Annotated in this window: 24 protein-coding genes; 21 read left to right on the plus strand and 3 right to left on the minus strand. The window is 44.0% G+C overall.

Features of this window, described 5'->3' with window-relative positions; translation table 11 throughout:
- The first annotated feature begins 88 nt into the window (after window positions 1-88).
- The 4 genes from G4407_RS03845 (at window position 89) to G4407_RS03860 (ending at window position 2846) form a co-directional block, all read left to right on the plus strand.
- Window positions 89-1366 carry a S1C family serine protease gene (locus G4407_RS03845; protein WP_173687896.1) on the plus strand — a complete coding sequence of 426 codons (1278 nt, stop codon included), beginning with the start codon at window positions 89-91 and terminating at the stop codon, window positions 1364-1366.
- 262 nt (window positions 1367-1628) lie between these two features.
- Window positions 1629-1946, plus strand: a complete 318-nt coding sequence (locus G4407_RS03850) for a spore coat associated protein CotJA (protein WP_243002763.1) — start codon at window positions 1629-1631, stop codon at window positions 1944-1946.
- A gap of 5 nt (window positions 1947-1951) precedes the next feature.
- Complete coding sequence (locus G4407_RS03855; RefSeq protein ID WP_173687898.1) at window positions 1952-2224, plus strand: spore coat protein CotJB; 273 nt, start codon at window positions 1952-1954, stop codon at window positions 2222-2224.
- Between the two features lies 1 nt (window position 2225).
- Entirely contained in the window at window positions 2226-2846 is a 621-nt protein-coding gene (locus tag G4407_RS03860; protein ID WP_173687815.1) for a manganese catalase family protein, read from the plus strand.
- A 173-nt stretch (window positions 2847-3019) separates the two neighbouring features.
- Here G4407_RS03860 and G4407_RS03865 read toward each other — a convergent pair whose 3' ends face one another.
- On the minus strand, window positions 3020-3355 hold the full coding sequence (locus G4407_RS03865) for a sporulation initiation factor Spo0A C-terminal domain-containing protein (RefSeq protein ID WP_173687816.1): 336 nt from the start codon (window positions 3353-3355) through the stop codon (window positions 3020-3022).
- A gap of 262 nt (window positions 3356-3617) precedes the next feature.
- Here G4407_RS03865 and G4407_RS03870 point away from each other — a divergent pair, with 262 nt between their 5' ends.
- From G4407_RS03870 to G4407_RS03885, 4 genes are all read left to right on the plus strand, one after another.
- Window positions 3618-4607, plus strand: coding sequence for a leucine-rich repeat protein (locus G4407_RS03870; RefSeq protein WP_173687817.1), 990 nt, complete (start codon window positions 3618-3620; stop codon window positions 4605-4607).
- 24 nt (window positions 4608-4631) lie between these two features.
- Window positions 4632-5921: a vWA domain-containing protein gene (locus G4407_RS03875; RefSeq protein ID WP_173687818.1), complete on the plus strand. Its 1290-nt coding sequence runs from the start codon at window positions 4632-4634 to the stop codon at window positions 5919-5921.
- Between the two features lie 18 nt (window positions 5922-5939).
- Window positions 5940-7448 carry an ATP-binding protein gene (locus tag G4407_RS03880; protein WP_173687819.1) on the plus strand — a complete coding sequence of 503 codons (1509 nt, stop codon included), beginning with the start codon at window positions 5940-5942 and terminating at the stop codon, window positions 7446-7448.
- 115 nt (window positions 7449-7563) lie between these two features.
- Entirely contained in the window at window positions 7564-7842 is a 279-nt protein-coding gene (locus G4407_RS03885) for a hypothetical protein (RefSeq protein ID WP_173687820.1), read from the plus strand.
- A gap of 83 nt (window positions 7843-7925) precedes the next feature.
- On the opposite strand, the gene G4407_RS03890 is transcribed toward G4407_RS03885, so the two are convergent.
- A complete protein-coding gene (locus tag G4407_RS03890; RefSeq protein WP_008374664.1) occupies window positions 7926-9146 on the minus strand; it encodes an argininosuccinate synthase in 1221 nt (406 codons plus the stop codon).
- A gap of 321 nt (window positions 9147-9467) precedes the next feature.
- Between G4407_RS03890 and G4407_RS03895 the strand changes: the two genes are divergently transcribed.
- The 4 genes from G4407_RS03895 to G4407_RS03910 all read left to right on the plus strand — a co-directional run bounded on the left by G4407_RS03895 (window position 9468) and on the right by G4407_RS03910 (window position 12702).
- The gene (locus G4407_RS03895; protein ID WP_173687821.1) at window positions 9468-9650 is read left to right on the plus strand and encodes a hypothetical protein; all 183 of its coding nucleotides are present in this window, start codon (window positions 9468-9470) and stop codon (window positions 9648-9650) included.
- A 167-nt stretch (window positions 9651-9817) separates the two neighbouring features.
- Window positions 9818-10726: a glutamate 5-kinase gene (gene proB, locus G4407_RS03900; protein WP_173687822.1), complete on the plus strand. Its 909-nt coding sequence runs from the start codon at window positions 9818-9820 to the stop codon at window positions 10724-10726.
- Window positions 10727-10737: 11 nt separating this feature from the next.
- Complete coding sequence (locus G4407_RS03905) at window positions 10738-12006, plus strand: glutamate-5-semialdehyde dehydrogenase (RefSeq protein ID WP_274597640.1); 1269 nt, start codon at window positions 10738-10740, stop codon at window positions 12004-12006.
- A 189-nt stretch (window positions 12007-12195) separates the two neighbouring features.
- On the plus strand, window positions 12196-12702 hold the full coding sequence (locus tag G4407_RS03910; protein ID WP_173687823.1) for a methylated-DNA--[protein]-cysteine S-methyltransferase: 507 nt from the start codon (window positions 12196-12198) through the stop codon (window positions 12700-12702).
- Between the two features lie 81 nt (window positions 12703-12783).
- Here G4407_RS03910 and G4407_RS03915 read toward each other — a convergent pair whose 3' ends face one another.
- A complete protein-coding gene (locus tag G4407_RS03915) occupies window positions 12784-14115 on the minus strand; it encodes an MATE family efflux transporter (protein WP_173687824.1) in 1332 nt (443 codons plus the stop codon).
- 828 nt (window positions 14116-14943) lie between these two features.
- Between G4407_RS03915 and argC the strand changes: the two genes are divergently transcribed.
- From argC to G4407_RS03960, 9 genes are all read left to right on the plus strand, one after another.
- Window positions 14944-15984 (plus strand): N-acetyl-gamma-glutamyl-phosphate reductase, encoded by a 1041-nt coding sequence (gene argC, locus G4407_RS03920; RefSeq protein ID WP_173687825.1) that lies wholly within the window; start codon window positions 14944-14946, stop codon window positions 15982-15984.
- A gap of 43 nt (window positions 15985-16027) precedes the next feature.
- Window positions 16028-16477 carry a GNAT family N-acetyltransferase gene (locus tag G4407_RS03925; RefSeq protein WP_334297093.1) on the plus strand — a complete coding sequence of 150 codons (450 nt, stop codon included), beginning with the start codon at window positions 16028-16030 and terminating at the stop codon, window positions 16475-16477.
- Window positions 16478-16492: 15 nt separating this feature from the next.
- Complete coding sequence (gene argJ, locus G4407_RS03930; RefSeq protein WP_173687827.1) at window positions 16493-17716, plus strand: bifunctional glutamate N-acetyltransferase/amino-acid acetyltransferase ArgJ; 1224 nt, start codon at window positions 16493-16495, stop codon at window positions 17714-17716.
- A gap of 12 nt (window positions 17717-17728) precedes the next feature.
- Complete coding sequence (gene argB, locus G4407_RS03935; protein WP_008374684.1) at window positions 17729-18616, plus strand: acetylglutamate kinase; 888 nt, start codon at window positions 17729-17731, stop codon at window positions 18614-18616.
- Window positions 18617-18645: 29 nt separating this feature from the next.
- A complete protein-coding gene (locus G4407_RS03940; protein ID WP_173687828.1) occupies window positions 18646-19827 on the plus strand; it encodes an aspartate aminotransferase family protein in 1182 nt (393 codons plus the stop codon).
- Window positions 19828-19905: 78 nt separating this feature from the next.
- Window positions 19906-20337, plus strand: coding sequence for a DMT family transporter (locus tag G4407_RS03945; RefSeq protein WP_173687829.1), 432 nt, complete (start codon window positions 19906-19908; stop codon window positions 20335-20337).
- Window positions 20338-20418: 81 nt separating this feature from the next.
- Window positions 20419-21081: a helix-hairpin-helix domain-containing protein gene (locus G4407_RS03950; RefSeq protein ID WP_173687830.1), complete on the plus strand. Its 663-nt coding sequence runs from the start codon at window positions 20419-20421 to the stop codon at window positions 21079-21081.
- Window positions 21082-21094: 13 nt separating this feature from the next.
- Window positions 21095-21784, plus strand: a complete 690-nt coding sequence (locus tag G4407_RS03955) for a response regulator transcription factor (protein WP_173687831.1) — start codon at window positions 21095-21097, stop codon at window positions 21782-21784.
- Window positions 21729-23216, plus strand: coding sequence for a sensor histidine kinase (locus G4407_RS03960; RefSeq protein WP_173687832.1), 1488 nt, complete (start codon window positions 21729-21731; stop codon window positions 23214-23216). The genes G4407_RS03955 and G4407_RS03960 overlap by 56 nt, the downstream gene beginning before the upstream one ends.
- Window positions 23217-23220: the final 4 nt, after the last annotated feature.

Below are 23220 nucleotides of genomic sequence, written 5' to 3' on the forward strand. Positions count from 1 at the left end.
TCTTTTTTTTCATATTTTATCACACTTTCATCACAATTATAGGCTAAACTCTTAACTATAGAAAAGGAAAAGAAAGGAGTCTTGAATGATGGACAATCAATACAATTATTACAGACCAGATTCAGATGAAAATAGAGGAGCAGACAATCAGCAGCAGGGGTTCGGAGCAGGACCACAGAAAGCTCCAAAACCGAAAAAAGGGTATACAAAAAAAGTCGCACTTGTTGTAGGAGCCGCAGTATTATTTGGGGCAGTTGGCGGTGTGACGATGCAGGGAACCAGTTATCTGACTGGTAAGCTGCTTGGAAAGAATACAAAGAGTACCGTAAGCACAACAAAGACTGTATCGAATGCAAAGCTTACAACATCTACCAGTACAGTGACATCTGATGTATCAGACATTGTGGAAAATACACTTCCGTCAATCGTTTCTATCACAAATATGAGCGTACAGGAAGTACAGAATTTCTTCGGAGGAACCAGCCAGCAGGAGAGTGAAAGTGCCGGATCCGGTATCATCATCAGCCAGAATGATTCAGAACTTCTGGTTGTTACCAATAACCATGTTGTAGAAGGAAGCGATACACTTACTGTTACATTTAATGATGGCAACAGTGTGGAAGCGCAGATTAAAGGAACAGACTCCGCAAGGGATCTTGCAGTCGTAGCCGTTCCGCTTGATAAGATTTCAGACGATACAATGAATGCGATTAAGGTTGCAACACTTGGAGATTCAGATTCTCTGAAGGTTGGAGAACCTGCAATTGCAATCGGTAATGCACTTGGTTATGGACAGTCTGTCACAACTGGTATTGTCAGTGCAACCGGACGTACAATTGATGGATTTGACGGAGAATACATCCAGACAGATGCAGCGATCAACCCTGGTAACAGTGGAGGAGCTCTTCTGAATGCCAATGGTGAGGTAATCGGTATCAACTCTGCGAAGATCAACAGTTCAGCTGTAGAAGGTATGGGATTTGCAATCCCGATTTCAGATGCAAGTGATGTTATCCAGAATCTGATGAATAAAGAGACAAGAAGCAAGGTTTCTGATGAGGAAAGAGGATATCTTGGAATCAAAGGTTACGATGTATCTGAAGAAGGTGCACAGATGTACAATATGCCGACCGGTGTTTATGTCAAAGAAGTCATGAGTGGTGGCGGAGCTGAGAAAGCCGGTCTTACAAAAGGATCGATCATTACCGGTTTTGAGGGAAGTTCCATCAGTGGTATGAGCTCTCTTCAGGAACAGCTTCAGTATTATAAAGCAGGAGAAGAGGTAACGCTTACCGTACAGATCCCGGATAAGAATGGTGAATATACAGAGAAAGAGATCAAGGTTACACTTGGTAAAAATTCATAAAATGATGTGAACACGCCGTTTTATGGGCGTATGAGGTGTTCGAGGACTGCGGGAATTGCATGGCAATGGAGCAATCCGGTTACATCATAAAATATTAAAGAAAGATGCCGTCAGATCAGAAATGGTCTGGCGGCATTATTGATGTTACGACCTGTTTGAAATGGAAACGGGCATCAGATTATACCGGATGCAAAAGTCAGAACCATTTTTAAAAAATTACCATACAATAATATTGCAGATATAAGAAAGGGGAGCCAAAACGATGCAAAATTGCAGAAACAATAATCCATATATGAGACGTGCAAATTGTGGATGTGGCAATAATAACAATAGCTGTAATAGTAATTCATGTATGGCGAACAATGATGGAAGAAATCCATCGATGGCAGTACCTGTTTATCGAGAACGATCTGGATGTAGCGACCGGGACGATGCGTTGGATGGAATGCCGATCGCAATGGCTTATGTGCCATGGCAGAGCTGGAGACACATTTACGAAGCCGGAAAAGGATTCCACAGAGGAACTATATTCGAAGAGCTTGATCTTCCGTTTAAGGGGAAAGGAGGATGTAACGCATGAATGAAATGCAGAATTCCAAACCTTGCAGAAAAGATCTCCTGATGCAGATCGGTCATGCGAGCTTTGCGGTAGATGATGTGAAGCTTTATCTGGATACTCATCCTCGTGATCAGGAAGCACTGGACTATTTTTATGAACATAATAAAAAAAGGAACCAGTTGTTGAAAGAATATGCAAAATATTATGGACCACTCACAGTAGATACCGCTGTTCCTTCCTGCTCAGACAGATGGAACTGGATCAACGAGCCATGGCCGTGGCAGGAAGGAGGATGCTAGTATGTGGAATTATGAAAAAAGACTGCAATATCCGGTGAAGATCACACAGACCAATCCGAAAATTGCACAGATTATTATTACGCAGTTTGGTGGCCCTGATGGGGAATTAGGTGCATCCATGCGATATTTCTCACAGCGATATACGATGCCGTATAAAGAAGTGATCGGAACACTGACGGACATTGCGACAGAGGAACTTGCGCACATGGAAATGATCTGTGCAATTGTTTACCAGCTTACGAAAGGACTGTCTCCGGAAGAAATAAAAGCATCTGGTTTCGATAAATATTATGTTGATCATACACTTGCATTATATCCGGTAGCGGCAAGCGGGCCGGCGTGGACAGCGACATACTTTCAGTCAAAAGGAGATCCGATTACGGATCTGCATGAAGACCTCGCTGCAGAACAGAAAGCACGGACAACGTATGACAATATCTTAAGGCTTGTAAAAGACCCGGAAGTATGTGATCCAATTCGCTTTTTAAGAAAACGGGAAATAGTACATTACCAAAGATTCGGAGAAAGTTTAAGAATCGTTCAGGACAATCTGAACAGTAAGAACTTTTATGCAATCAATCCGGAGTTTGATATGGATTCAAATTGTAGCTGTGGCAACTAAAACAGCGAGTATGGAAAAATGTCCCAATTATAAAAATTATGTTATAAAAATCCGGTTCGATAAAAAGGTGCAACCTCATAGGCTGCACCTTTTTAATGCCTGCCTGCTAATGTTATTCTGTATATACCATGCTGATATGTGATAATGCATAAATTCTACTCAGTATCTTATAATTAACGAGGGGAATGATCCTGGATATAATCAGCCAGCATTGAAATAAATTCGGATGCGGTCGGTTTGTCAAATACAGGATAACCAAGCAGCGGGCTTAAAATTTTATTGGAATTCTGATTCCGATAACTGTTGATCATTGTGCGGATGGCAGCTTCAACGCACATGTTGGAAACGCCATACTGCTCGCCGACAACACGGTAGAGATTAGAGGTTACGTTCTTCATGTAAAATTCCTGATTTTTGAGAACGAGGGCGACTGCTGAGGCAAGATAATTATAACCAGAATAGGTGGAACGAAGGCCGGCTTTTCTTAAGACATGCCTGACATCATACATAGGTACCTCCTTCAAATATCCATATCGACTATCTAATTATAGAATAAAGGAATTCTAAAGATATGTAAATAATTTTGTCCATAACGATATAGTTCGTGAGATTTCGATAGAGAATATGAGACAGAGCAGAGAACTGTTTTGTGTGGAACCTTATTTTTGGAATGGCAGATAAACTCAGTGAATAGGATGGAAAAATCCGCCTCTTTTTGCTATAATCCTTAATTGGATAGAACAGACAGAATCAATTCCAGGAGTGAAATTTATGAAGATACAATATCAGAAAATAGAAAACGGACTTGAAATTCTTCGGATCTGGCAGGATTCAGGAATCATAAAAGTGCCTGAGCAGATAGAGGGAACCCCGGTTATCCGGATTGCGCCATATACATTTTCCATGCATAAGGATGAAGAAGAGAAAAATGTACTCGTTTATCAGACCGGAGAAGGTGAAGTGGACGACCGTTTTGCGCAGCCGGAAGAGCTCTGCTGTGGCGGAATGGTAAGGGAGATCCATCTTCCGGCTACCGTACAGTCGATTGGAAATTATGCATTTTACGGATGTATGAATCTGAAGCTTTTCCATGGGACAGATGCGATCGTGCGGATGGGAAGCGGTGTGTTTACCGGATGCCGTCTGGAAAAAGTGGAGATTGATTTTATGGATGGAAATAAGTCCTGCCTTAAGGAAATTCTGACGGAGATCCGGTATCAGATCATTGCAACACTGCGTTATCAGGAGACGGAGACGAAGATCCTGTTTCCGGAATATTATGCAGATGCGGTGGAAAATACGCCGGCGCGGATCGTGGAGACGCATTATTATGGTTCCGGTGGAGAGTACAGGGAGTGTTTTTACCGTCGGGAACTGGATTATGGGAAATATGACCGGCTGTTTGCACTTTCCGAAGCAAGAGATTCGGAGGAGGCAATTTTCAGTGTGGCACTGATCCGGCTGAAATATCCGTGGAAGCTGGAAGAGCCTGCGAAACTGCGCTATGAGAATTATGTGAAGGCGCACATGGAAGAAATTGGGAAAAGCTGTATCTGTGCAGTGAAGGAGAGACGTGAAATTGCCGCGGGAGATCCGCAGGAGGTGCTGCTTTTTTGCTGCAAGGAGCATTATTTTGATGAACAGTCATTGGAAAAGACGATTGCTTATGCGGCAGATGCCGGACAGACAGAAATTTCAGCCATTTTGATGGACGAGCGTTACCGCAGTTTTCCCAAAAAGAAGAAAAAGTTTGTATTGTAAAAGAAGGTGGAATGATTGGAAGAAATGTCATTAGAACAGAGTCTGGAAGAAATCGGACATAAAATTCTGGTTTTGACAAGGAACGAACTGTATATGAAAATGAGATTTATGGATGTGGCGCTTTCTGCGTTTTATTATGTGCAGGATTTTTCGGTAGACCTTCTTGCTACAGACGGAGAAACAATGTATTTTAACGGGCAGATGCTGGGAGGTGAGTACAGGCAGAACCGGATCGGAGTAAACCGCGCCTATCTGCATCTGGTGCTGCACTGTATTTTCCGGCATGTATTTCGCAGAAATGGAAGGGAAGAGCTTATGTGGAATCTGGCGGCGGATATTGCGGTAGAATCTGTGATTGACGACTGGAATCTCCCGAATATACGAAAAAGCCAGTCCTGGCTCAGGCAGAGAACCTACCGGGATCTGAAAGAGGAAATCGGGGTATTTACTGCGGAAAAAATCTATGGCGCACTTGTGAGATGGAAGCTTTCGGACCGGGAAATGGAGCGTATGATCCGGGAATTTACGGTGGATGACCACAAGTATTGGGCAAAAGATGAGGATGATGAGCGAAAAAGTGAAATGAACCAGAAATGGCAGGATATCAGTGAGAAAATGCAGACCGATATGGAAACATTTTCCAAAGAAGCAGCATCAAATACGGGGCATTTTCTGGATCAGGTCCGGGTTGAGAACCGGCAGCGGTATGATTACCGGGGCTTTCTGCGCAAATTTGCTGTGTTGAAGGAAGAGGTTACTGTGGATGATGACAGCTTTGATTATGTATTTTACAGTTATGGACTGCGCCTTTATGGAAATATGCCCCTGATCGAGCCGCAGGAATGGAAAGAAGTGAAAAAAGTGGAGGATTTTGCAATCGTGATCGATACCTCCATGTCCTGTTCAGGAGATCTGGTAAAAAAATTCCTGGAGGAGACCTATGGCATTTTAAGTGAGACAGGCAGCTTTTTTCAGAGAGTCAACATCCACATTATACAGTGTGATGACCAGGTGCAGTCGGACCGGAAGATCACCTGTAAAGAAGAATTACAGGAATATATGGAAAAGCTGGATCTTGCCGGGGAAGGTGGAACGGATTTCAGACCGGCGTTTTCCTATATTGATGAGCTGATCGAGACGCACCGTTTTACCGAGCTGAAAGGTGTGATTTATTTTACCGACGGACAGGGGATTTATCCTCAGAAAATGCCGCCATACCAGACAGCATTTGTATTCATGGACGACGGAGCAGAAGAGCAGGAAGTTCCACCGTGGGCGATGAAACTGGTTCTGGATGAAGAGGATTTAAGATAAGCAAGGAGTGAGAGATAGATGAACATTAAACGTGCAAAACAGGAAATCAAGGATGCAGTGCAGGCATACCTGATGAAGGATGAATATGGAGAATATCAGATTCCGGCAATCCACCAGAGACCGATCCTTCTGATGGGGCCTCCGGGGATTGGAAAGACACAGATCATGGAACAGATTTCAAGGGAATGTGAGATCGGACTGGTTGCGTATACGATCACGCACCATACCAGACAGAGTGCGATCGGGCTTCCGTTTATCCAGATAAAGGTGTATGGCGGAAAAGAGTATTCTGTAACCGAGTACACAATGAGTGAGATTATTGCCGCTGTCTATGAGAAAATCGAGCAGAGCGGCATGAAAGAGGGAATCCTCTTTATCGATGAGATCAACTGTGTTTCGGAGACGCTGGCGCCGACTATGCTGCAGTTTTTACAGTGCAAGATGTTTGGTAACCAGAGTGTGCCGGAAGGCTGGATCATTGTGGCAGCAGGCAACCCACCGGAATATAATAAGTCTGTGCGGGAATTTGATGTGGTGACACTGGACCGGATCAAGCGGATTGATGTGGAAGCCAATTTTGACGTCTGGAAGGAATATGCTTATCAGGTGGGAATCCATCCGGCGGTACTTTCTTATCTGGAACTTCGAAAAGAGAATTTCTACCGCATGGAAAATACAGTGGATGGGAAAATGTTTGTCACAGCCAGAGGCTGGGAGGATTTATCAAGGCTGCTCCAGGTCTATGAGAAGCTTGGTAAAAAGGTGGACCGTGAGGTTGTGCATCAGTATCTCCAGCATTGGAAAACGGCGAAGGATTTTGCAAATTATCTGGAGCTGTATCAGAAGTATCAGAAGGAGTATGGACTGGAGCGGATCCTTGCCGGACATTATGAAGCAGATACGCTGGAACGCCTGAAATTTGCTCCATTCGATGAACGGCTTAGCGTGGTAAATCTTCTGGTCGGAAAGATGGCAGATCTTTTTAAAGAAGAATATGAGATGGAAAAATTTGTGGAGGGACTGTTTGTGCAGCTGTGTGCTTATAAAGAGGAAGTGCAAAAAGACGGTGCAGTTCCGGGAGAGGTTCTTGCTGCGAGAATTCTCTCTCTTCATAAGGAAAACGAACAGAAAAAAGCTGCGGGACAGTTTACAAAAGCAGAGATGCACCGTGCAGAGCGTATTTTGCGGACAATGGAAGGATATCAGAAAGCCCCGGAATTTGAATCTGTAAAAGCAGCGTTTGACACGGAAGAAGAGCAGAGAGAGAAGATGGCAGAGGCAACACTGGAAACGCTGAATCACTGCTTTGGATTTCTCGAAGCTGCCTTTGGCGAGAGCCAGGAAATGGCAGTATTTGTGACCGAACTCAACAGTAATGTGTACAGCATTGCGTTCCTGCGGGAAAATGACTGTGCGATGTATTACAAATACAACAAAGGCTTACTTGTGGATGAACGTCGTGAAGAAATTCTGGAACAGATGGATGCTGTGGAAAATGCAGCAGAAAGAGGGCTGGTTGAAGAGTAAAGACATGATTCTGTATGAAAAATAACGAGGCATCAGTTAGAAAAATGAACATAAAATAACCCGGAACCGGTAGGATTAAGACGACATATACTGATAGAAAGCAGAAGAAATGGAAATGAAATTCATGCCAGATCTGCAATTTTGTCAGGATCTTCCCAGAATAAAACCAGGGGAGTACTGTCTGAAATATGATCTTACCCTGCGCCAGGCTCCCGGTCTTGGAAGTGCGCTGTGTTGGGGAAATTATCACCGGGAGAGCTGTCTGGAAGCAGGAAGTACTGTGTATATCTGTCAGATTCAATATCTGAGCCGATCTATCTGGGGATTGTTAGAGAATACGGGGTGGATATGCCTTTATATGAACCATAAATGGCTGATAACTACTATAACATAATTATAAAAATGACATTGTTCAGAAAAGGACGCTGATATTTTCATATCAACGTCCTTTGAATTTGCTAGTATATGGATATACAATTATTTATTGTTTACCTCAAGATTCTTCATAGCACGAACTTTCAGTGGAAGTCCGAACAGAGTGATGAATCCGCTTGCATCATGGTGATCGTACATATCACCGGTTGTAAAGCTTGCCAGAGACTCATTGTAAAGTGAGTATGGAGAAGTAGTTCCGGCTTTAATGATATTTCCTTTGTAAAGTCTGAATTTAACTTCACCTGTAACATATTTCTGGGTAGATTTTACGAAAGCACGAAGAGCTTCACAAAGTGGTGTGAACCATTTTCCTTCGTATACAACCTGAGCGAGTTTGTTGCCAAGATCTTTCTTAACTTCCATGGTAGCACGGTCGATAACCAGTTCTTCAAGCTGTTTGTGAGCTTCCATCAGGATTGTTCCACCAGGAGTTTCATAAACACCACGGGATTTCATACCAACAACACGGTTCTCAACGATATCAACGATACCGATACCATGCTTGCCGCCAAGTTCGTTGAGCTTGCGGATGATATCAGAAACCTTCATGGCTTCGCCGTTGATTGTCTTCGGAACACCTTCTTCAAATGTCATGGTTACATATTCATCTTCATCCGGTGCATTTTCCGGTGTATTTCCAAGAACAAGAAGATCTGCGTAATTTGGTTCGCAGGATGGATCTTCGAGTTCCAGTCCTTCGTGGCTGATGTGCCATAAGTTACGGTCACGGCTGTAGCTGTGGCTTGCGTCAAACGGAAGATCAATTCCGTGAGCTTTACAGTAAGCGATCTCATCGTCACGTGACTGAAGTGTCCACAGATCTGTCATTCTCCAAGGAGCGATGATCTTAAGATCCGGGGCAAGAGCCATGATAGAAAGCTCGAAACGGATCTGGTCATTTCCTTTTCCGGTAGCACCGTGGCAGATAGCAGTAGCACCTTCTTTTCTTGCTACTTCAACAAGTCTCTTGGAGATTGCCGGACGAGCCATAGAAGTTCCGAGAAGGTATGCATTTTCATAAACAGCATTTGCCTGTACACATGGCATAATATAGTTGTCACAGAAATCATCTGTGATATCTTCGATGTATAATTTGGAAGCACCTGCGAGTTTTGCTCTTTCATCAAGACCGTCCAGCTCTTCGCCCTGTCCGCAGTCGATACAGCAGCAGATTACTTCATAATCAAATGTCTCCTTTAACCAAGGGATCAGTGTGGTAGTGTCAAGACCACCGGAATATGCAAGAACTACTTTTTCTTTCATTGTATATAAACCTCCTAAAAATTTTCTTTCGTATTCAATTCACAACTCACTATACACCATTTTTTATATTTATGCAATAATAAAATGAAAAAACTTTTAAAAATGTTATTTTTATGCATATAAAAACGAAAATATACATAAAATATGCATAAATATGTATAAAAACAGAACGTAAGTAATAAGAAAAAAGAAGAGACAGAAGAAGATTAAACAGAAAATATAAAGATAAAACAGAAAAATACTTGACATTTGCACAAAAATCCGTAAAATATAACAAAAAGTAACAAGGTAACACGCTAAAGGAAGAAAGGAACTGGCGAGATGAGTGATATGCATAAAATGAATAAGAACATCATATTTGATCTCGTTCTGACACTGTCGGCAGAAGGCAGTGTATTTTCCATTTCCACATTCCCGCATCGACCGTGTCCTTTAAGGGCACAGAACAGAAAATTCAATATTGCAGATCAGGGAATGCGTGTATCCAATATATATACAGCTTAAAATGTTCATTTCGGATGGACTGAAAAAGTGACAGGTTTCGTTCAGTCATTGAAGTATTATGATTCGACAGTGAAAAAAGAAGCAGAAAAAGGTATCGCCGCATACTCTTTTTCTGCTTCTTTTATTTATACCTGCTAAGAATATGAATTGAAAAGAGGAAAAGCGAAATGGAATTAAGAGCGACTTTAAAGGAAAAGAAACGAATTGTCATCAAAGTGGGAACCTCCACTGTCACCTATGCCAAAACCGGTAACATCAATCTGGAAAAACTGGAGAAATTTGTCCGTGTACTGATCAATCTCAGAAACCGCGGAAAAGAAGTGATCGTAGTATCTTCCGGTGCAGTCGGTATCGGAAAAAATGTCCTTGGAATCAGTGAGAAACCGGTTGGTTCTGTCAAACAGGCATGTGCAGCAGTAGGGCAGGGACGGCTGATGATGATCTATGAGAAATTTTTTGCAGAATACAGCCAGCTCACCGCACAAGTTCTGCTGACGAAAGAATCTGTCTACAGCAAGACATGCCGTATCCATGCGAGAGAAACATTTGAAGAGCTTCTGGCAATGAATGTGGTTCCGATCGTCAATGCAAATGATGCTATTTCCGTGGATGAGGACAGCTATGGAAATTTTGGCGATAATGATACCATGTCTGCGGATGTAGCGGCGCTGGTGGAGGCGGATCTTCTGATCATGATGTCGGATATCGAGGGACTTTATACGGATGATCCAAGAACCAATCCGGCAGCAAGATTTGTGCATACCGTGAACCGGATTGATGAAGAACTGGAGAAGATGGGAAAAGGAGCCGGAAGCGCAGTCGGAACCGGTGGCATGGCAACAAAGATCGAGGCAGCCAAGATTGCAACAGAAGCGGGAGCAGATATGGTGATCGCAAATGGCGACAACATTTACGCAATCAATGATATTATGGCTGGAAAGAAGGTTGGTACACTGTTTCTTGCGAAAAATCACCGCTATGACGGGGAAAATGAGCTGGGACCGGAACGGGATGCGTACAGGATGGAGCGGAGACTGAAAAGAAATATGCAGTATCGGATGGCTGTGGGAAAGTAGAGGTGAATGAAATGGAACAGAGAGCAGAGAAAAAAATCTATATGGAAGAACTTGGAAAGCGTGCAGTAAGTGCAAAAGAAACGGTCGCATTTTTAAATGTAATTCAAAGACAGGAAGGGCTCATCCTGGCGGCAGATGCGCTGGTGGCACAACAGGCATATATAATAGAAGAAAACCAAAAGGATATTATGCTTGCAAGAAAAAATAAGATGACAGAGCCACTGATCGACCGGCTTCTTCTAAATGAAAACAGAATCCGGAAAATGGCAGAAGGACTTAGGGAGATTGCAGCACTTCCGGATATTTTGGGAGAGATCATTTCCATGAAAACAAGGCCAAACGGACTGCAGATCGGAGAAAAACGAGTTCCGCTTGGTGTTGTCGGAATCATTTATGAAGCCCGTCCGAATGTGACTGCAGATGCCTTTGGACTCTGCTTTAAGACCGGAAATGTCGCCATTTTAAAAGGAGGAAGTGCGGCTGCAAATTCCTGCAGGGCTATAGCAGAGGTGATCCGTGGAGCACTTGTGAAAAAGGGAATGGAACCGGATGCGCTGATTCTGGTTGAAGATACCAGCCGGGAGTCGGCTCTGGAAATGATGCGGATGAAGGAATATCTGGATGTACTGATCCCAAGAGGAGGTGCTTCACTGATTGCATCTGTGGTGGAGAACAGTACGGTTCCGGTGATTGAGACTGGGACGGGGAACTGCCATATTTATGTGGATGAATTTGCTGATATCCGGATGGCAGCGGAGATTATCGAGAATGCAAAGACGCAGAGACTTGGCGTATGCAATGCATGTGAATCCTTGGTGATTCATGAGAAAATTGCGGAAGAAGTGCTTCCGGTGATCTGTGACCGGCTTTTGAAAAAAGGTGTGGAGATCCGGGGAGACGAAGCGGCAAGGCAGATTGATGAACGGATCACTTGGGCGCAGGAAAGCGACTGGGGACAGGAATATCTGGATGCGATTATTTCTGTAAAAATTGTTCCAGCTATCTGTGATGCCGTCCGGCACATCAACAAATGGAATACCGGGCATTCCGAGGCGATTATCACGAAGGATTATGCAAATGCACTGTATTTTCAGGAGCGGGTAGATGCGGCGGCAGTGTATGTCAATGCGTCAACCAGATTTACCGATGGAAATGAGTTCGGTTTCGGGGCAGAGATCGGAATCAGCACCCAGAAGCTTCATGCCCGCGGACCAATGGGGCAGGAAGCCCTTACCACGAAAAAGTATGTGATCTTTGGAAATGGACAAATTCGCGGATAAGAAGATTGACAGGAAAAATTCTCCATTTTATAATTTGAATGGTACGGAAATAGTGCAAATTTGTTTTTAACGAAATCTGGTAAGCAGCGCAGAGAAAACATCTGTCGGAGTAAAAAAATGGGAAATTTAAAACAGATTTTATAAAAAGCATATGTATCAGAACAGATCAATAAAAGGGGAAAATGAAAAATGCTGTATGTAAGCTACTATGACTCACCAATCGGGAGAATTACGCTCGGTGCACGGGAAGATATGCTGGTGGGAGCATGGTTTGAAGGACAGAAATACTACATGGACAAGATTCTAGAAGATTTCGAGGAAAAGAAGGATTTACCAGTGCTTGTTCAGGCGGAACACTGGCTTGACCGTTATTTTGCAGGGCAGGATCCTGATCCGGAAGAGTTGCCGCTTGCGCCTGCAGGAAGTGATTTCCGGAAAGAAGTATGGCAGATTATCGCAAAAATCCCGTATGGATGCACCATCACTTATGGAAAGATCGCAAAGATCATTGCTGTAAAAAGAGGCGTGAAAAGTATCTCGCCGCAGGCAGTCGGAGGTGCGGTCGGACATAATCCGATCTCTGTGATCATTCCCTGTCACCGGGTCATTGGAAGTGACGGAAGTCTGACCGGATATGCCGGTGGAATTGAGAAGAAAGAGTGGCTGCTTGCACATGAGGAAGCGCATATCAGATAAGTGATCATCAAAAATGGTGGCTCGTAGTGAGTCACCATTTTTGATGATCTGGAGAAATCTGCAAGAGTCCGATCCTGTATTCTATTTTCCGGATTTTTTACATAACCACCGGTAAGCAATGATGCAGATAAACACAGACAATAAAGAGCCGGTAGCGGTTGCGAGCCCCATCGGAAACAGTGTATCCGGGAAAATTTTCGAAGTCAGATAAACACCCGGAATACGCACGCACAAAATAGCGATCAGATTATGTAAAAATGAAATTCCAGATTTTCCGCATGCACAGAAGTATCCGCTGAAACTGAAATGAATACCGGCAAAAATACAATCCCAGATATATCCGCGAATGTACTGCGCACCGAGAAGAATAACGGCTGCGTCTGCAGTGAAAAGTCCGACAACCGGAGCTGCTATAAACTGGATCAATATGGAGACGACCAGACCAAATCCAATGGCGATCATCATGGCATAGCGAAGCGTCTGCTTTGCACGGTCATACTTTCCGGCACCGATATTCTGGGCTGCGAGCGCAGAAACAGTCGAAAGCATGGAAGACGGAACCAGGAACAGAAAGCTGATGATTTTTTCCACAATGCCGACAGCAGCGGCTGCGTTCAGTCCGCGCCGGTTGGCAATGATCGTAATAATAATGAAAGCAATCTGAATAAATCCGTCCTGAAGCGCTACCGGAATCCCAATATTCAGAATTTTGCCAAGCGTTTTTTTCTGTGGTCGGAAACAGTCTCTGGAAAGAGAAAGTCCGGTCTGCCTGCGTTTAATGGCAATCAGTGCAAACAGGACGCTGAATGCCTGCGAAAACGTTGTGCCAAGCGCAGCACCGGAAGCCCCCAGATGGAAAAATCCGATAAACAGATAATCCAGCAGAATATTCACCACACAGGCAACCGCAATAAAATACATCGGACTTTTAGAATCCCCCAGTCCGCGGAAAATCGAACTGATCACATTATACGCCGTAATAAAAGGGATCCCGATAAAACAGATTGTCAGATAAGCTGCTGTCCCGGAAACAGCTTCCGCAGGCGTAGACATCACCGAAACAATTGGCTTTACAAAAAACAGAAGCAAAACCGCCAGCACCAGAGAAATCCCCATAAACAAAGTCACCGTATTTCCCACAAACACAGAAGCTCTTTTCTTATCGCCCGCCCCAATAGACTGTCCAATCGAAACCGTAGCCCCCATCGCCAGTCCCACGATCATCACCGTCAGCATATGCATCACCTGGCTCCCGATCGAAACCGCCGTCGTACTGGCAACCCCATCAAACTGCCCCACAATAAAAAGATCCGCCATCCCATAAAGCGTCTGCAAAAAATAAGACAAAAAATAAGGCATCGAAAAATAAATCACATTCCGAAAAACACTCCCAGAAGTAAGATCCCGTTCCATAAAATAACAACTCCTTTACAATCACTTCCTTAATACTAACTTCATTTTCCCACAATAGTCAATAAAAAGAATACAGGCCTAATGCATCTTATAATAATAAAAATGCATAACAATGCATAAAAATAAATATAAATGCATAAAAATAAGCAATTACACATAAAAATACACAGAAATATGCATAAAAATCAAAAAATCACTTGCTTTCCAAAATAAAACCATGTATACTAAACCAATCGGAAAATAAAATAGGTATAATGATTACTTTTTATGAGAGAAGCTAAATTTTACTCATTTTCACTGCCGGTGTGTCAATAAGTATAAATTACTTATTTATGTGAGCACAAATGGAATACTTTTGACAATTATATCGCTTGTGTCATAGTATGAAATTTTTTCATTCTCTAAGGGAGACAGGACAAAATTCCCATCTGCCATGCGCAAAAGCGCACGCAGATGAGAATTTTGTCCGCCTCTCCCGCCCGTCGCACCACAGTGAGTCGACAAGCATCAGCCCCACCCAATTGGAGAATGTTCCCGTTCGTCAGTGCACAGCTTCTGGGAGAAATCCTTTTGCTAAGCAACCCCTCGAAAACGCCGGCACTTGGCAAGGCGAGCGTAAGCAAAGCCGCGCCTAGTACCGCTGCGTTTGAGCGGAGCGAAAGCGCGGTTGCGTGCAAAACGATTTCTCCCAGAAGCGTCCCCTCACCACTCAAAAAAACATTCCCCCAATTCCCGCGAACCCCTTTACAATAGGGATTAATGGGTTTATAGTATTTATGATTATGCCTATCTATACACAAATACGGCATTTACGAAAGGATGGTTTACATGATTAAAGCAGGAATCATCGGTTCTACCGGTTACGCCGGAGGAGAACTGGTTCGCATTTTAACAGGACATAAAGACGTAGAAATTAAATGGTTTGGCTCAAGAAGCTATATTGATAAGAAATATGCAGATGTATACCGCAATATGTTTCAGATCGTAGATGCGGTATGTTTAGATGACAATATGGAACAACTTGCAGATCAGGTAGATGTGATTTTCACAGCAACTCCACAGGGACTGTGCGCATCACTTGTCAATGAAGAAATCTTATCAAAGGTTAAGATCATCGACCTGAGCGCAGATTTCCGTATCAAAGATGTCAAGACCTACGAAAAATGGTACGGTATTGAGCACAAGAGCCCGCAGTTTATCGAAGAAGCAGTTTACGGACTGTGTGAAGTGAACAGAGAAGATATCAAAGGCGCAAGACTGATCGCCAATCCTGGATGCTATACAACATGCTCCATCCTGACCGCTTATCCGCTGGCAAAAGAAGGACTGATCGATATGGATACGCTGATCATTGACGCCAAGTCTGGAACATCCGGAGCGGGAAGAGGGGCAAAGGTTCCGAACCTGTACTGTGAAGTCAATGAGAATATGAAAGCATACGGTGTGGCAACACACAGACATACACCGGAGATCGAAGAACAGCTTGGATATGCAAGCGGCAAAGAGGTTGTGATCAATTTCACACCGCATCTGGTTCCGATGAACAGAGGAATCCTCGCAACAGAGTACGCGAAGCTTACAAAGGATGTTACCTGGGAAGAAGTAAAAGCAGTTTACGATAAATATTATGCAAATGAAAAATTTGTCCGCGTTCTGGACAAAGATGTTTACCCGGAAACAAAATGGGTAGAAGGAAGCAATTATGTCGATATCGGATTTAAGATCGATCCGAGAACAAACCGTATCATTATGATGGGTGCGATCGACAACCTGGTAAAAGGTGCAGCAGGACAGGCTGTACAGAACATGAACCTGATCTTCGGACTTCCGGAGAGTGAAGGTCTTGATCTGGTTCCGATGTTCCCGTAGAACACGGCAGAAAAAGAAAAGGAATGGGAGATATATGACAACAATTATTCGTGCGATGACAGTAGAAGATTATGACCAGCTTCATGCACTTTGGATGAGGATCAAAGGATTTGGGATCCGGAGCATAGATGATTCAAAAGAAGGCGTGGAACGATTCCTGAAAAGGAATCCGACAACCAGTGTGATCGCCGAAATAGACGGAAAAGTAGTAGGAGGAATCCTCTGCGGACATGACGGAAGAACCGGATGTTTTTATCATGTATGTGTGGATCCGGCATACCGCTGTCACGGAATCGGAAAGAGCATGGTTGCCTACGCAATGTCAGCTCTGAAGGACGAACACATCAACAAGATCACACTGATCGCATTTACCAAGAATGATATCGGCAATACATTCTGGAGTACGATCGGATGGACTAAGAGACCGGATGTGAACTACTACGAATTCGTTTTAAATGAAGAAAATATTACAGCATTTATCGAAGAAGGATAAAGGAGGCTATATACGATGAAAATTATCGAAGGCGGTGTGACCGCAGCAAAAGGATTTGAGGCAGCATCAACTGCAGCAAAGATCAAATATCAGGACAGAACCGACATGGCAATGATCTACAGCCAGGTTCCATGTGAATGTGCAGGAACATTTACTACAAACGTTGTAAAGGCAGCATGCGTAAAATGGGATCAGCAGGTTGTAAAGAGCGGTGCGAAAGCACAGGCTGTGATCGTCAATTCCGGAATTGCCAATGCATGTACAGGTGCAGAAGGATTTGGCTACTGCAAGGACACCGCAGATGCGGCAGCAGAAGCACTTGGAATTAACGCAGACGGTGTACTGATCGGATCGACCGGTGTCATCGGAAAACAGCTTCCGATTGACCGTATCGTGGCAGGTGTAAAGGCTCTTGCTGAAAAGAAAAATGATACACTGGCAAATGGAACAGAGGCAGCAAAGGCAATCATGACGACTGATACCCGTGAAAAACAGATCGCAGTAGAGATCGAGGTTGCCGGAAAGACCGTTACCATCGGTGGTATGGCAAAAGGATCTGGTATGATCCATCCGAATATGTGCACCATGCTCAGCTTTATCACGACAGATGCAGCAATCACAAAAGAGGCACTTCAGAAAGCCCTCAGTGATGATGTCAATGATACATACAATATGATTTCCGTAGACGGAGATACTTCTACAAATGATTCTGTTGTTCTTCTTGCAAACGGAATGGCTGAAAATGAAGTGATCACGGCAGACAGTGAAAGCTATAAGACATTTGCGGAAGCACTGCATGAGATCAACGAATACCTTGCAAAGAAGATCGCAGGGGACGGAGAAGGAGCAACTGCTTTATTTGAAGTAACTGTAGTTGGTGCAGATACAAAAGAGACTGCAAAGACACTTGCAAAATCAATCGTATGCTCAAATCTTACCAAGACAGCAATTGCAGGACATGATGCAAACTGGGGAAGAATCCTCTGTGCAATGGGATATTCCGGAGCACAGTTTGATCCGGAAAAGGTGGATCTTTTCTTTGAGAGCAAGGCAGGTAAGATCCAGATCATCGAAAATGGTACAGCGGTAGATTACAGTGAAGAAAAAGCAACAGAGATCCTTTCGCAGGAAGAAGTAAAGGCAGTTGCAGACGTGAAGATGGGAAGCGAAAGCGCAACCGCATGGGGATGTGACCTGACTCACGGATATATTGACATCAATGCAGATTACAGAAGCTAGGAGGTAAGCAAAATGGATCAGGATATGCAGCAGTATCTGGACAAAGCAGAAGTTCTGATTGAGGCGCTTACTTATATTCAGCGTTTCAACCGTAAGATCATCGTTGTAAAATACGGTGGAAGTGCAATGCTGGACGAAGAACTCCAGAAAAATGTCATCAAGGATGTTACATTCTTGAAACTGGTTGGATTCAAACCGATCATCGTTCACGGCGGTGGAAAAGAGATCAGTAAATGGGTAAGTAAAGCCGGAATGGAGCCGAAATTCATCGATGGACTTCGTGTGACGGACGCAGAGACCATGGAAATTGCAGAGATGGTACTGAACAAGGTCAATAAAAATCTGGTTCGTATGGTCGAAGAACTTGGTGTCCGTGCTATCGGTGTTAGTGGAAAAGACGGCGGACTTTTAAGAGTTGATAAAAAGCTTTCCATGACAGGACAGGACGTTGGATTTGTAGGAGATATCAAGAAGGTCAATGCAGAGGTACTTCTGGATCTTCTGGATAAAGATTTTCTCCCGATCGTATGCCCGGTCGGAATCGATGATGATTACAACACTTATAATATCAATGCGGATGATGCAGCTTATTCGATCGCAAAGGCAGTTCATGCTGAGAAGCTTGCGTTCCTCTCTGATATTGAAGGGGTATACAGAGACTACGAGGATAAATCTTCCCTGATCACAGCTCTTACTGTAGATCAGGCAAATGAACTGATTGAAAGCGGAGCAATTTCGGGAGGAATGATCCCGAAACTGCAGAACTGTGTAGGAGCGATTGAAAATGGGGTATCCAGAGTCCATATTCTGGATGGAAGAATTCCGCACTGCCTGCTTCTTGAGATTTTCACGAAGAAAGGTATCGGAACTGCAATTTTAAGAAACGGTGAAGAAGATTAACGGGAAGACAAAGAAAGAAGGTAATTCTTATGACAAATCAGTATATGCAGGAAGAGGACGACGCGATTTTAAAAACTTATAACCGTTATCCGGTTGTATTGGACCATGGAGACGGCGCATACCTCTATGATCCGGAAGGAAAGAAATATCTGGATTTTTCAGCAGGATATGCAGTATCTTCTCTTGGATATAACAATAAAGAATTTAATGATGCTTTAAAGGCTCAGATTGACAAGATGATCCATACATCCAATCTGTATTATAATACTACCTGCGGAAAAGCAGGAGAAGATCTGAAAAAGATCACCGGAATGTATAAGGTATTCTTCACAAACAGTGGTGGAGAGGCAATCGAAGGCGCAATCAAAACTGCAAGAAAATATGCCTACACAAAGAAAACCGGACGTTATGAATTTATCGCAATGGAAAATTCATTCCACGGCAGAAGCATGGGTGCAGTTGCACTTACCGGACACAAAGAGTATAGAGAACCATTTGAACCGGTAATGCCAGGTGTACATTTTGCTACTTACAATGATCTTGACAGTGTAAAAGCACTGGTAAATGATAAAACCTGTGCGATCATTCTGGAAACGATCCAGGGAGAAGGTGGAATCAACGCTGCAACAGAAGAATTTATGCAGGGAATCCGCAAGATCTGTGATGAAAACGGAATCCTGATGATCTGCGATGAAGTACAGTGTGGTATGGGACGAAGCGGTGCGTGGTTTGCATGGCAGCAGATGGGAATCACACCGGATATCATGACGATGGCGAAAGCAATCGGAAGTGGTGTTCCGGTCGGCGCATTTGCGATGACAAAAGAAGTTGCAGAAAATTCGCTGGTACCGGGAGATCACGGAACTACATATGGTGGAAATCCACTTTGCTGTGCAGCGGTCAGTAAGACTATTGAGATCTTTGAAAAAGAGCATATGCTCGATCATGTCAATGAAATCGCACCATATCTGACACAGAAACTGCAGGAGATCGTGGATACCTGCGATGCAGCCGTTAAAGTAAAGGGAAGAGGATTGATCCAGGGACTTCAGATCACCAAGCCGATCGGTGAAGTGACTGCAAAAGCACTGGAAGAAGGGCTTCTGATCATTGGAGCAGGAACAGACGTTATCCGTATGATCCCACCGCTTGTTATTGGTAAAGAACAGGTAGATGAGATGGCAGAGATCCTGAAAAAAGCACTTGCATAAAGTCGGAATCTGATTAGAATAAGGGAATAAAAGAGCCGGTCACCGGATATACTTTCAGAAGAAAAGGAGGTATGAAAGGTGACCGGATTTTTTATTGCCCTGATTTCGGGGGCGCTGATGAGTGTGCAGGGGGTATTTAACACACAGGTGACAAAGACGACAGGGATGTGGGTGAGTAATGCCTGGGTGCAGCTCAGTGCATTTGCCATCTGCCTGGTAATGTGGCTGATCATGGGAAGGGACAGTGTTGCCGCGATAGGAGAGGTGCAGCCAAAATATATGCTGCTTGGCGGTGTGATCGGGGCAGGAATCACCTGGACTGTGATCAAAAGTATGGCGCAGCTCGGACCTGCAAAGGCGGCACTTCTGATTGTTATGGCTCAGCTTATTGTGGCGTATCTGATTGAACTGGCGGGATTATTTGGTGTGGAAAAGGAGCCATTTTCCTGGAGGAAAGTGATCGGCATGGGGATCGCTCTGATCGGCACGGCAATTTTTCAGTGGAAATAGGTTGTCTTTTGGAAAAAAATTCGTTACAATAATCATGTCTTGGAAGTACGAGGGGACATGCTCTGTGGAAAAGGAGTATGTATGCGGAAAAGAAGACGGATTTTATATCAGATATGTGGAATTTTCCTTGGAATCAGCTGTATGTTGTCAGCATGCCATGAAAAAGAAGAGACCTTTACCAGTGTGGCTGCGGCAGAAGCGGATGCCGGGGATAAGAAAAACGAGGCAGAATCAAAGGATGCCGAAGAAAAGCCGGATAAGGCAAAAGCAGATCCGGGTGGTGAAGAAAAAGAAGGTTCGATCTGGGTGTATGTATGTGGCGAGGTGGCATCACCCGGTGTATATGAACTGCAGGAAGGAGACCGCATCACGCATGCCATAGAAGCAGCGGGAGGTCTGACGGAGGCAGCAGGACAGGTTTATCTGAATCAGGCAGCACATCTGACAGATGGACAAAGGATCTATGTGCCATCCAGAGAAGAAGAACAGACTTTAAAAGAAGAAGGTTCACCATCGGGTATGGCAGATGCCGGTACGGAAAAAGACACAGGAAAAATAAACCTGAACACCGCGACAAAGGCTGAACTTTTAAGCCTAAGCGGGATTGGCGAGTCCCGCGCGGAAGCAATTATTGCTTATAGAGAGACAAGCGGTGGATTCAGTAAGATAGAAGATCTGAAGAAAGTGGACGGGATCAAAGAAGGAATCTTTCAGAAGATCCGGGAGCAGATAACGGTAGAGTAGAGGAGTGCGCAAGATGGGCAGAAAAGTATTGGTAGTAGATGATGAAAAGCTGATCGTGAAAGGACTGAGGTTCAGCCTGGAACAGGATGATATGGAAGTTGACTGCGCATACGACGGTGAGGAAGCACTTGAGATGGCAAAAAGAAAAGAGTATGATATGATCCTTCTGGATGTCATGCTTCCAAAATACGATGGATTTGAAGTATGCAGACAGATCCGTGATTTCTCAGATGTACCGATCATCATGCTCACTGCGAAGGGCGAGGATATGGACAAGATCCTCGGACTGGAATATGGCGCAGATGATTACATCACAAAGCCGTTCAACATTCTTGAGGTTAAGGCCAGAATGAAGGCAATCATGCGCAGGATCGCTAAAAAAGATGGGATGAGCGCGAGCGGTAAAGTTGTGGTAAAGGGAGATCTGAAGATTGACTGCGAAAGCCGGAGAGTTTTTTCCGGGGACAGGGAACTGAATCTTACCGCAAAAGAATTTGATCTTCTGGAGCTTCTGGCGATGAATCCGAACAAGGTTTACAGCAGGGAAAGTCTTCTGAACATTGTCTGGGGATATGAGTACCCGGGAGATGCAAGGACGGTAGATGTACATATCAGACGACTGCGCGAGAAGATTGAAGTAAATCCAAGTGATCCAAAATACGTTTACACAAAGTGGGGAGTTGGCTATTATTTCAGGGGTTAAATTTAAATTTTTTGTACCAAAATCCATAAAAAGTCTGCAAGTGCGGGTTACGGTGATCCTGAGCGTATTTGTCATATTATCCAGTGTGATCCTGATGAATGCGATTCTGCAAAGCTATGACCAGAGAACCGTATCCGTGCGGACAGCAGAGATTCAAAACCAGTGTACGATTCTGAGTAATCAGCTGGTCAATTCTGATTATCTGGAAACGGGAGTTTCCGATGTGATCGATACAGAACTATCACAGTTATCCAATATTTACAATGGAAGAGTGCTTGTTATTGATGATGAATTCCGGATTGTGGAAGATACCTATGATCTGGAGGAAGGGAAGACGATCATTTCCGAGGATGTAGTCAAATGCTTCCGCGGCGAGCAGCCGGCAAGTTATGATAAAAAAAGCCGGTATATTGAAGTTGCAGTCCCGGTCAAAAAAGGGGAAGAGCCGGTAAAAGGAATGATCCTGGTCAGTGTTTCCACAGACAGTCTGCGTGACAATGTAGAGGCATTGCAGTCAAAGGCAAGAATTGCAACGGTTACGATCAGTATTATCGGGATCTTTTTATCAGCAATCATCGGTATGCTGCTTGTAAGGCCGCTGAAAAGGATGTCTCAATCGATCGAGGAGATGGCAGGAGGCTATGGAGATAATTATCTCCATGAAAATGCTTACGATGAAACGGAACGGATTTCCAATGCATTTAATAAGCTGTGGGACCGTTATAAAGTACTGGATGCATCGAGAGAAGAGTTCGTGGCAAATGTATCCCATGAGCTGAAGACACCGCTGACATCCATGAAGGTACTGGCAGATTCCCTGCTGATGCAGCCGGATGCACCGACAGAGCTTTACCGGGAATTTATGGGGGATCTGTCTGAAGAGATCGAGCGGGAGAATAAGATCATCAATGATCTTCTTGATCTGGTAAAACTGGACAAGAAAGGGGCAAATCTGAATATCAAAAGCCGGGATGTCAATGAACTGGTAGAGCGGATCCTCAAAAGGCTTCAGCCGCTTGCGGCAAAAAGCAATATTGAGCTGGTATTTGAAAGCTTCCGTCCGGTGACAGCGGAGATCGATGAGGTAAAGATTGCACTTGTGATCACAAATCTTGTAGAAAATGCGATCAAGTACAACAAAGAAAACGGATGGGTACATGTATCCTTAAATGCGGATCACAAGTATTTTTATCTGAAGGTTGCGGATTCGGGAATCGGGATTCCGAAAGAAGATACAGATCATATATTTGAGCGGTTTTTCCGGGTGGATAAATCCCATTCGCGGGAGATCGGCGGAACCGGTCTTGGACTTTCGATTGCAAGAAATGCGGTTGTCATGCATCGTGGCGCGATCAAAGTCTACAGCGAGCCGGGTGAGGGAACGACATTTACAGTCCGGATCCCGCTTACTTATATCAAAAGGGAAGGGTGAGAAG

Origin of the sequence: Allocoprococcus comes, assembly GCF_013300725.1 — a bacterium.
Taxonomy (GTDB): Bacteria; Bacillota; Clostridia; order Lachnospirales; family Lachnospiraceae; genus Allocoprococcus; species Allocoprococcus comes_A.